General features: G+C 46.8%; 1 protein-coding gene. It reads right to left on the minus strand.

What is annotated here, in order from left to right; genetic code table 11:
• Positions 1-575, minus strand: a 575-nt coding sequence (locus tag R7Z47_RS26070; protein WP_318130930.1) for an amino acid ABC transporter permease, incomplete at both ends; no start/stop codon positions are given.

Consider the following 575-nt stretch of genomic DNA (forward strand, 5'->3'; position numbering starts at 1 on the left):
ACACTAACGCGACAAATACATAACTTTCGGTAGCAAAGCCGAGCCATTCGGGGTCGGTGTTTGCTGCTTGTCCAATACCGAGTACATCGAACATACCGATGATCAGTACCAGACTGGTGTCTTTAAATAGGCCAATGAATGTGTTTACGATGGAAGGAATGGTGATCTTGAGTGCCTGTGGCAAAATGATCAGGCCTGTTTTCTTCCAGTAACTCAAACCTAACGCATCGGCAGCTTCATATTGTCCTTTTGGAATGGCTTGCAAACCACCACGTACCACTTCTGCCATGTAAGCCGCGCTGAACATGACCACACCAATTAAGGCACGAATAAGTTTATCCGTTTCGGAACCTTCAGCTAAGAACAGCGGTAACATAACGGACGCCATGAATAGTACGGTAATCAGTGGAACGCCACGCCATACTTCAATGTAAATCGTACAGATGCTGCGTATGATGGGCATATCAGAGCGTCGACCTAGAGCCAGTGCGACACCGATCGGTAATGAAACTACAATACCAACAAGTGCGATGATCAATGTGACCAACAATCCGCCCCATTTGTGCGTTTCAACC

Source organism: Vibrio sp. 1641 (genome assembly GCF_033339995.1).
Taxonomy (GTDB): Bacteria; Pseudomonadota; Gammaproteobacteria; order Enterobacterales; family Vibrionaceae; genus Vibrio; species Vibrio alginolyticus.